Here is a 6,422-nt window from a genome sequence, read left to right as displayed (position 1 = left end):
GATCTTCGCGCAGGCGAAGTCGGCCTGGTTCGTCGGGCAGACCGAGGAGACCGACCTGGACTGGTCGACCACGGCCGACACCGGGTGGCAGGCCGCCGATCTTCGCGCAGGCGAAGTCGGCCTGGTTCGTCGGGCAGACCGAGGAGACCGACCTGGACTGGTCGACCACGGCCGACACCGGGTGGCAGGCCGCCGAGCAGGCGGCCCGTCCGGCGGTGGGCGCCGAGACGACCGCCGGGCTGCCGAAGCGGGTGCCGCAGGCCAACCTGGTTCCCGGTTCCCCGCTGCGCGAGGAGCGCCCACTGCGGATAGTGCGTGACGCGGCGAGCCTCGCGGAGAACACCACCGGCTACTTCCGTGGCTGGCGCCGCGGGCAGGAGATCGGCGGTTTCGCGGTGGGCGGCCGGCCGGGCCGGGAGGCCGCCGGCGGCTGGGACTTCAGCCGCGACCACGGTGACCGCGACGACGACCGGGAGTACGAGTACCGCTCCGCCGGCTACCAGTCCTGAATCAACACTCCTGAAGCGACAATCGCGCCCTCAGTCGGCTGACTGAGGGCGCGATCGCGTACGGGGGTCCGGGGGAGTCCACGCACGATTCCGCGCCGACCGTCGACGTGACGGCCGGCGCTGGGCAGTTTGTGCTGCCCGGTGGTGGCCGGAGCCACCACCGGGCGTAAACCGTCCCGGTCAGGCCGGGGCGACGGCGCGCGTACGGCGCATGGTGAGCACGTACTCGACCAGCGAGATCAGCACGTGCTTCGTCGACTCCCGGTTACGGGCGTCGCAGGCCACCACCGGAACGTCACTGGAGATCGCCAAGGCGTCCCGGACGTCCTGCGGATCGTGGTACTGCATCCCGTCGAAGCAGTTGATGGCCACCAGGTACGGCAGCCGCCGGTGTTCGAAGAAGTCGATCGCCGCGAAGCAGTCCGCCAACCGGCGGGTGTCCACCAGCACGACCGCGCCGATGGCACCCCGGACCAGTTCGTCCCACATGAACCAGAACCGGGTCTGACCCGGCGTACCGAACAGGTACAGGATCAGGTCACGGTCGATCGAGATCCGGCCGAAGTCCATGGCCACCGTGGTCGTCGTCTTGCCCGGCACCTGCCGGGTGTCGTGGACGCCCACGCCGGCCGAGGTCATGATGGCCTCGGTGGTCAGCGGCGTGATCTCCGAGACCGAGCCGACCAGCGTCGTCTTACCGACGCCGAATCCACCGGCGATAACGATCTTCGCCGACGTCACGCGGCCGCTCGGGTTCGGCGGGCGGTGCGACATGTCAGAGCCTGCGAAGTCCACTCAGCACCCTCTCCAGCAGTTCAGTGCCCACCGCGTCGTCGGAGTCGTCCAGGATGGTCGGCTCGTGCACCGCGACCAGGCCGTCCGTCGCCATGTCGGCGATGAGCACCCGGGCCACACCGAGCGGGAGCTGCATCCGCGCCGCGATCTCGGCGAGCGATTGCACGCGTCCGTCACACAGCGCGGCGATGTACTGGTGTTCGCGGCCTTGGCCGCCGTTGCCATTGGCAGCGGCGCGACCGCGCACCGTCGTCTCGACGAGCGCCTCCAGCGCGATGTCGAGCCGGGGACGGGTACGACCACGGGTCACGGCGTATGGACGGACCAACGCTCCGGTCGGTTCGTCACGATCGGCCATGTCGCCGCTCACCTCCTTCGCACCCGGTACCGGCTCCCACCGGTGAAACTCGTCGTTGTTGTCGTTGCAGTTGTGCCGACCTCACGATCGGCCAGGCGTCAGCCCAGCATGCCCGCGGCCGCGCGCGGCTGCGGGGTCAGCGCGTCGCCCACCCGGTCGACCAGCAGCGCCATCTCGTAGCCGACCTGGCCCACATCGGAGCTGCGGGCGGCCAGCACGGCGAAGGACGAGCCGTCCGAGATGGACATCAGGAACAGGAAGCCATTGTCCATCTCCACGACGGTCTGCAGCACAGCGCCTCCCTCGAAGCAGCGGGCTGCTCCCTGGGTCAGGCTGACCAGGCCGGACGCGATCGCGGCGAGCTGGTCGGCCCGGTCCCGTGGCAGGTCCCGTGACGACGCGAGAAGCAGGCCGTCCGCCGAGACGGCGACCGCGTGTGCGACACCGGGGACCCGGTCGGCGAAGTTGGCCAGCAGCCAACCAAGATCCTGCGTAGTTGTCATCCTTCTTGCTCCTTCTGCCCGCTCCCGGCCGCTGGGCCTGAGCCAGACTGCGAGGATTGCTGCCCTCCCGGAGTCTCCTCCGGGCTGGTCGGGTTGTCCGAGGTGCTACGCCCTCGCTGCACGCCCCGGTGGTAGGCGGAGAGCAGGCCACGGACCGCCTCCGGAGAGCGCCGCTGGACCGAGGTGGTGGGCTTCTCTACCGCGCCCGGCACGAGCTGCGCCATCGGCTTGCGCTTCGGCAGACCGGTCGTGGTGGTCTCGGCCACCGGCACCGCGCTGGCGGCTGCCGAGGCGGCACGCCAGCCGTCGTCGGCGGCGGTCTGCCAGCCGTTGGTCTGCTGCGGTTGGGGCCGGCGGTTCGGCAGGCTCTCGGCGAGGCTGGGGCGAGCGCCCCCGTTCGCTGTCGACCCGTTGTCCCGCGGCGCTCCTCCGGCCGTCGGAGTGTCTGCCATCGGTGTGTTACCTGTCGTCCCGGGTGGTGTCTTGGGGCCGGCCGGACCGCCCGCCTCGACCGTCGCGAACTGCTGCGTCGCGGCACCGCCGTTCGCCGCCGGCTTGGCGGCTGCCGCCGCCTCCGTCCGGCCCGGACGTCGGGTACGGAACCAGGCCGACTCGAGCTCCCGGAAGATCGGCAGCTCCATGGTCTCATCCGCGTACCGCTGCCGGTTCTGGGCCTGCGGCTGCTGCGGTGCCGGCCGGCTCTGCACCGGTGCGGCCGGGGTAGGAGCCGGGGTCGGAACCGGAGCGGCTGGGGCCGGAGCCGAAGACTGCGCCGCGGCTGCCGGCTGCTCGCCGGGGCGGGGCACCCGTGGCAGCTCCGTCGTCATGTCCAGGGCGGCGGCGAGCCGCTCGGGCACCGGCGGGGTCGCCGCCTCCCGCTCGCTGGCCGGCACCGGCGGCCAGGCCGGCGGTGCGGGAGCGCTGGGCGCCTGGGCGGGCGGGGCGGAGCGGGGCACGAAACCGCTGAACGACTGGCCGGAGACCGGCGGCGCCGAGTACGGCTGCCCGGAGTACGGCTGACCGGAGGCCGGGGCGGCGGACACCGGCGGGCCGCCGTACGGCGCACCCGAGTAGGGCTGGCCGGAGTACGGCTGACCCGAGGCCGGGGAGGCGGAGACCGGTGCACCGGAGTACGGCTGCGCGGAGATCGGCGGCGCCGACGTACGGGTCGGCGCCTCCGGGCTGCTGGGCAGCTGCCGCGGGATGGGCTGTTGCTGGCCGGTGGTCGAGGGCTCGTCGCCGGCCCGGCGCTGCGGCAGCGGGTCGATCGGCTGGCCGTTGGCCGGCCGGGGCGTGAACCCGTCGCCGCCGTTGACGCCATTGGCGCCGGCCGCGCCGGTCAGGTCGGACCAGGCCGGCATCGAGCGGTACCCGCCCGAGTTGGCGGGGGTGCCGGCGCCGTTGCGCGGTGCCGGGTCGAACGGCCGACCGCCCAGGGTGACCTGGTTGCCGGACTCGCTGGGGCGAGGGACGTTGCCCAGCGCGGGCAGCGCGCCGAAGGCGGGCGCGGGCCCACCGTTCTGGGCGCCACCGGCCGCGGGCAGGGCCGGAGGCTGCTGCACCCGGCCGGAGAGCGCCCGGGGCACCAGCACCGAGGTGGGCAGGGTCACGTCGGCGACCGTGCCCCGGTCAGCGCCGGGGCGCAGCTCGACCCGGACCCCGTGCCGGGACGCCAGTCGGGCGACCACGACCAGGCCCATCATCCGGGAGACGGCCACGTCCACCTGCGGCGGCGTCGCCAGTCGCTCGTTGAGGTCCTGCAACTGCTCGCGGCTGATCCCGATGCCGCGGTCCTCGACGTAGAGCGAGGCGCGGTCGCCGACCCGGCGAGCCTCGACCATCACCTGCGAGTCGGGCGGCGAGAACGCGGTGGCGTTGTCGAACAGCTCGGCGACGAGGTGCACCAGGTCGTTGACCGCGTGCGCGGCGACCTCGATGTCACGGTCGATGACCCCGAACTCGATCCGGGTGTAGTGCTCCACCTCGGACTGCGCGGCGCGCAGCACGTCGATGAGGGCGGCCGGTTCGCGCTGCACGCGGGTGGAGTCGGCGCCGGCGAGCACCAGCAGGTTCTCGTCGTTGCGACGCATCCGGGTGGCCAGGTGGTCGAGCTGGAACAGCTCGGCAAGGCGGTCCGGGTCTTCCTCGCCGCGCTCCAGCCGGTCGAGGTGCCCGATGAGGCGGTCGACCAGGATCTGGGAACGGCGGGCCAGGTTGACGAACATGGTCGCGACAGAGGCGCGAAGCGCCGCCTGCTCGGCGGCCGTTCGGACCGCCTCCAGGTGGACGGCGTTGAACGCCTCGGTCACCTGACCGAACTCGTCCCTGCTGCGGACCGGTAGCGGCTCGGCGATCTGGTTGGCCAACTGCACCGGGGAGAGCTGTCCGACGACCTGCGGGTCACGCAGCCGGGCCACCGCCTGCGGCAGGCCGTACTGGGCGACGGCCAGGGCGCCCTGGCGCAGCTCACGCAGCGAGCGGGCCATCGAGCGGGCGACCAGGTAGGCGAAGAGGATGGCCAGCAGCAGCATGCTGAGCAGCAGGCCGGTCTCCAGGAACACCTGACGTTGGACGTCGGAGCGCAGGCTGTCGGCCTCGGCGACCACGTCGTTGTCGAGCCGCGTCTCGACGTTGCGGATCAGCTTGGCGTTCGCCGTCATGGCGGAATCCCACTGGTCCGGCCCGAACGGCGCGCCGCGCATGTCGCCGGTGGTGTTGCCGTCGATCCAGCCGGTGTAGTTCTGCGCCTCGCGACGGTCACCGCCGGCGACCGTCTGGTCGTGGAACTTCGCCTCGTCCGGGCTGGCGACGGCCTTGAAGCTCTGCAGTGCCTGCTGCTGACCGGTGCCGCTGGCGATGTAGTCGGTGCGCAGCACCGGGGTCATCCGCTGCGCGCCGAGCGCGCGGTGGACGACGACACGGCGTACGGAGAGGAACTCCTTCTCCCGGGCGACCGCCGCGGCGGCGCGCATCCGGTCGCTCAGCTCGTTGTCACCCGCGAGCTGCGTGGCCGAGTCACGGATGGCGAGCAGATCGCTGATCAGACCCTCGTAGGCCTGGATCGTCTCGGTGAGCTTGAGCTTGCCGCTGAACACCTGACTGCGGACGCCCGACAGGTCCTGCAGATTCTGGTCGATGCTGTCGAGCTGACCTTCCAGGCTGCTCGGCAGGTCCTCAATCTCGGCCCGCTGCTGCCGGTACGGGGCCGCGTCCCGGTCCACCCGGGAGGTCACCCGGTTGTAGGCCTCCTGGTACTGCGCCTTCGGTTGCGTCCCGGCCGCCTGCAGCAGCAGCACGGCGGTGGTCCGCTCGTCCTGCAGTGTGTTGACCAGGTCGCCCGAGTAGCTCGACAGGTTGGCCAGGTCGCCAGCTCGGTTGGCATTGTTGAGCCTTTCCAGGTGGTCGACGAGACCACTGGTGCCCACGACGACCGTGGCGATGGTCGGCACGATCATGATGAGACCGAGCTTGGACCAGATCGGCATGTCCCGGAGCCGGCTGGCCGGCCGGCGCAGCCGCGACAGGAAGGAGCCCGCCGTCTTTGGCCGTTTGCTCACGTCACCGCCCTCGCGATTACAGCTTCAACGCGTTGCCCCGGGCAACGCCCAGCGACGACCCGGCGGGTCGGACCCCCGAGATTCCATCACGCCGCCCGGCAAGAAGAAAGCCCAGGTTGTCACCCGCCGAAGGTGTGATGAGATGTTGATGCGATTTGATAGCAGTCCGTCTGGCCGGAGTAACTGAAGGTAATGAAACATCCGCACCGCGTTGTCCTGCTCGCCGGACCTTCCGGCTCCGGAAAGTCGTACATAGCGCAGCAAACCGGCTTGCCGGTGCTCTGCCTGGACGACTTCTACAAAGACGGTGATGACCCTACGTTGCCGCACCGAAACGGCCAGGTGGATTGGGAATCACCCGACTCGTGGGACGCTCTGACGGCGGTCGAAACGATTGCCCAACTGGCTCGTGAGGGTCGGGCCGATGTGCCGGTTTATGCGATCGGCGCAGATCGAAGGGTGACCACCCGGCCATTTGATGTCGCCGGATCGCCAATTTTCGTTGCGGAAGGGATCTTCGCCGCCGAGATCGTCGAGGAGTGCCGTCGCCGAGGGCTGCTCGCCGGGGCGTACGCGCTGCGGCGCCCGCGCGGAGCGACCTTCGTACGCCGGCTGGCCCGCGATCTTGCCGAGCAGCGCAAGGCCCCCCGGGTGCTGGTCCGGCGCGGGCTGGCGTTGCTGCGCGCCGAGCCCGCCGTGC

5 protein-coding genes and 1 pseudogene are annotated in these 6,422 nt (G+C 71.3%); 2 read left to right on the top strand and 4 right to left on the bottom strand.

Translation table 11 applies throughout. The features are described 5' to 3' along the window. Window positions 1–509: pseudogene (locus JNW91_RS28370) on the top strand (transposase); the annotation flags it as partial. A 180-nt stretch (window positions 510–689) separates the two neighbouring features. Here the strand turns inward: JNW91_RS28370 and JNW91_RS28365 are convergent. From JNW91_RS28365 to JNW91_RS28350, 4 genes are all read right to left on the bottom strand, one after another. Continuing rightward, entirely contained in the window at window positions 690–1,283 is a 594-nt protein-coding gene (locus tag JNW91_RS28365; protein ID WP_112725982.1) for a GTP-binding protein, read from the bottom strand. A gap of 1 nt (window position 1,284) precedes the next feature. After that, window positions 1,285–1,662, bottom strand: coding sequence for a DUF742 domain-containing protein (locus JNW91_RS28360; RefSeq protein ID WP_030329021.1), 378 nt, complete (start codon window positions 1,660–1,662; stop codon window positions 1,285–1,287). A gap of 98 nt (window positions 1,663–1,760) precedes the next feature. Beyond that, on the bottom strand, window positions 1,761–2,165 hold the full coding sequence (locus JNW91_RS28355) for a roadblock/LC7 domain-containing protein (protein ID WP_007455462.1): 405 nt from the start codon (window positions 2,163–2,165) through the stop codon (window positions 1,761–1,763). Further along, on the bottom strand, window positions 2,162–5,722 hold the full coding sequence (locus tag JNW91_RS28350) for a sensor histidine kinase (RefSeq protein ID WP_203178533.1): 3,561 nt from the start codon (window positions 5,720–5,722) through the stop codon (window positions 2,162–2,164). The genes JNW91_RS28355 and JNW91_RS28350 overlap by 4 nt, the downstream gene beginning before the upstream one ends. Before the next feature lie 192 nt (window positions 5,723–5,914). On the opposite strand from JNW91_RS28350, the gene JNW91_RS28345 reads away from it, so the two are divergent. Continuing rightward, window positions 5,915–6,422 (top strand): uridine kinase family protein (locus JNW91_RS28345; protein WP_203178531.1); only part of this gene is annotated, 508 nt, incomplete at its 3' end.

This window comes from Micromonospora parastrephiae (assembly GCF_016802865.1).
In the GTDB taxonomy this organism is placed as follows: domain Bacteria; phylum Actinomycetota; class Actinomycetes; order Mycobacteriales; family Micromonosporaceae; genus Micromonospora; species Micromonospora parastrephiae.
This window is presented reverse-complemented; position numbering and strand designations above follow the sequence as displayed.

Coding starts and splice junctions, on each gene's coding strand:
- JNW91_RS28365 (WP_112725982.1), bottom strand. CDS start 1,283: ATGTCGCACCGCCCGCCGAACCCGAGCGGCCGCGTGACGTCGGCGAAG.
- JNW91_RS28360 (WP_030329021.1), bottom strand. CDS start 1,662: ATGGCCGATCGTGACGAACCGACCGGAGCGTTGGTCCGTCCATACGCC.
- JNW91_RS28355 (WP_007455462.1), bottom strand. CDS start 2,165: ATGACAACTACGCAGGATCTTGGTTGGCTGCTGGCCAACTTCGCCGAC.